We start from the raw sequence: 2,723 nt of genomic DNA, 5'->3' as shown, positions 1-2,723 counted from the left end.
GTTTGTGTGAATACTTACAGTTTACCCCAATGAAACGCTATGAGTTTTTTTGTTGCACTATATTTTACAATTTATCAGAAGAAAAAAGTTAACTTATTTAACAAAGCAAGGCTTCTTTGTTGCTGGAATGGCGCTATGAAAAGAATCCGTAAACAATTTGTTTTGAAAATGAAATAATTCCTTAAGAAATCTTTAAGATAAATCCGATATAATAAAACCATAAACAAAGACCTCCTAACTTTGTTTATGAAATCCTAAAACTTTTCTTTTTCATAATAATCTCCCTAAAAGGCCACCAAATCCGGTGGTCTTTTACTTTGCTTTTCTTAGGAGGAAATCATTTCGTTTGAGGTGAGCAAATTTATTGCTTCGACTTTTTTTAAATGATATACTTGATAAATCAATTATTGATAAGTCAATAAAAAGATCGGAGAGAAGGAATGTCAGAAATGCATGACTTGCTTTATCAGTTGAAGCTAGCTGATCAGTCTTCAACCCAATTATTTGAAAAACAATTGGGCATTAGTCTGACTCGTTATCAGATGCTTCAGTTGTTAGTAGCAGAAGCGCCTTGTAGCCAAGCGGCCCTTCAGGAGAAACTAGCAATTGACCCTGCAGCCTTAACCCGCCACTTCAAAGTCTTAGAAGCTAGTGGCTATGTTACTCGTACTCGCAATCCAGAAAATCAACGGGAGATTGTGGTGGAACTTACGGAGCTTGCCAGAGATCGGTTGTTGGTCCATCCTCCAGCACATCATCTACAGGTAAAAGGCCAGATGGATCAGATTCTTTCTGAAAAAGAGCGGAATCAGTTGAGTCACCTACTCGAAAAGTTGGTGTCTGGCCTTGAGCAAATTACATTTTAAAAGGAGAATAATATGTCTGTCTTAACCATTGTTTTAGCAAGCCTTGTTGCTTTTGAGCATTTCTATATTTTTTATCTTGAGAGTTTAGCAACTCACTCGGCATCGACTAGTCGTGTCTTTAATATGGATCAGGAAGAATTGCATCGTCCATCTGTGACGGCTCTCTTCAAAAACCAAGGCATTTATAATGCTCTGATTGGTGTCTTCCTCCTTTACGGCCTCTTTATAGCTAGAAATAGTGAAATTGTCACGATCTTTCTGCTCTTTATTATTGGTGCAGCAGCTTATGGGGCTGTAACTTCTAATAAAAAAATCATCTTGACCCAAGGTGGCCCTGCAATTTTGGCTTTGTTGAGTATCCTATTTTTAGGATAAAAAGGACGTGCCGCTAAGGTTCTTTGAGCTGATTTTATTAAATTAGTGTAGAAAAAAGTATAAAAAAAGACTAAAAATTTTATTGATTTTCTAAGAAAAAGGGTTATAATGCTAGCAACAGAAAAGTAATGAGTCAGCTATTTTCAGGGAGCTTGTGGGAATTATGAACAAGCAATAGCGACTGATGAAAATTGGACTGTTATGATCAATGAATTCTAACCCATGTGAATTCGGTTGGCACCCCTTACCGTGCAACTCCTTGATAGAGGAGATAGAGATGTAGGGGAAAGACCAGCTATTTTTCCCTATAAAAGAGGTGACACCGCGGACAACACGCCCTCACACAGTTTTTTGTGTGAGGGCTTTTCTATGTGCCTTAGCAAGCGGAGCGAGTTTAGGCACATAGATCCCAAAGAGAAAATAGAGTGTGGGATAACCTTGATCGCCTTAGCAAGCGAAGCAGGGTGCGGTTGAATTCATTAGAATATAAGAGTTCTAGAAGAGAGGTTTCTGATATGAAAAAAGTTTTATCTGCTGATGTGTTGAGTCCAATTTTGGCTTATATGCGTTTGGATGCGCCCCATAAAATGATCTTGGAGTCGATCCCTCGTGAAAAAGAGAATGCACATTTTTCAATTGTAGACTATCGGCCGGTCAGTGAAGTCAAGTTTGAACATGGCGTCCTCTATTACAATGATCAAATTGTTGAAGAGGATCCTTTGGACCTTTTGAATCAAGGTGTTACAATAATAAGGCGTAGATAGCTATTTCGATTTTGAGTTGAAGCATAATCGTAAAGTTTGTTATGCATAATGAGGCAATACACTGTCCAAATGAGACGACGTATAGAGGCAATCGCTTGTGGCTTAGTTGAAGCTATTGGTGATTGCCTTTTTCGTTTCTCGTAGAAGTAAGCGATAGGGCAAGGATTGGTAGGGCTAGCTAATGCACTTGAACAAGATTTTTCTAACACAGGGATTACCTTATTTAGTGGGTGTCCCTTGGTGAGAACGATCTCAAATTCTCACTCAGTTGAGGCAATTCCTCGTCAGAAGGGGAACTAACACGCCTTTCTCCAAGCAAATAACAGAACGATAACAAAAAAAGACGAAAGTGCAAGAATGTTAAAAAGTGAGAAATCCCTACAATTTTTTTCAAAAAATTGCCTTTTGTTGACTAAAAAGCTACAAAAATAGAAATATAAACAAACATTTAGTGTTATAAAAACGGATTTGAAACCCCAAGAGGGGAAAATATAAAAAAATTACATTCTCGAGAAAAAGGAATAATAAAAATATTACAAATATTACAAATATTTATTTGATCAATTAAACAAAAGAAAAGAAATAGCGCTTTGGAAATGGAAACAGACAATTGTCAGACGATTTAATGTATGTTAAGTTTCAAAATGCCCTGTTGTAAAATGAAGTGCAACACAAAAGACACGTTCATCTGATATACTAGAATTGCGAAAAACAGCAT

At 37.0% G+C, this 2,723-nt stretch carries 2 protein-coding genes and 2 pseudogenes; 3 read left to right on the top strand and 1 reads right to left on the bottom strand.

What is annotated here, in order from left to right; genetic code table 11:
- The first annotated feature begins 440 nt into the window (after window positions 1–440).
- The 3 genes and pseudogenes from K1J10_RS10370 to K1J10_RS10360 all read left to right on the top strand — a co-directional run.
- Window positions 441–866: a MarR family winged helix-turn-helix transcriptional regulator gene (locus tag K1J10_RS10370; RefSeq protein ID WP_061564614.1), complete on the top strand. Its 426-nt coding sequence runs from the start codon at window positions 441–443 to the stop codon at window positions 864–866.
- A 12-nt stretch (window positions 867–878) separates the two neighbouring features.
- The gene (locus K1J10_RS10365; RefSeq protein ID WP_223357296.1) at window positions 879–1,241 is read left to right on the top strand and encodes a DUF1304 domain-containing protein; all 363 of its coding nucleotides are present in this window, start codon (window positions 879–881) and stop codon (window positions 1,239–1,241) included.
- Between the two features lie 515 nt (window positions 1,242–1,756).
- Window positions 1,757–1,978, top strand: a pseudogene (locus K1J10_RS10360) (anthranilate synthase component I); the annotation flags it as partial.
- Here the strand turns inward: K1J10_RS10360 and K1J10_RS10355 are convergent.
- Window positions 1,975–2,224: pseudogene (locus tag K1J10_RS10355) on the bottom strand (hypothetical protein); the annotation flags it as partial. The pseudogenes K1J10_RS10360 and K1J10_RS10355 overlap by 4 nt on opposite strands.
- Between the last annotated feature and the right edge of the window lie 499 nt (window positions 2,225–2,723).

The sequence above is a fragment of the Streptococcus australis genome (assembly GCF_019930045.1).
Classification (GTDB): domain Bacteria; phylum Bacillota; class Bacilli; order Lactobacillales; family Streptococcaceae; genus Streptococcus; species Streptococcus australis_D.
Note: the sequence above shows the minus strand (reverse complement) of the source record. Positions and strands in the feature narration are given on the sequence as shown.

What these genes read in the sequence shown, in the direction of transcription:
- K1J10_RS10370 (WP_061564614.1), top strand. Translation starts at nt 441, where the DNA reads ATGTCAGAAATGCATGACTTGCTTTATCAGTTGAAGCTAGCTGATCAG.
- K1J10_RS10365 (WP_223357296.1), top strand. Translation starts at nt 879, where the DNA reads ATGTCTGTCTTAACCATTGTTTTAGCAAGCCTTGTTGCTTTTGAGCAT.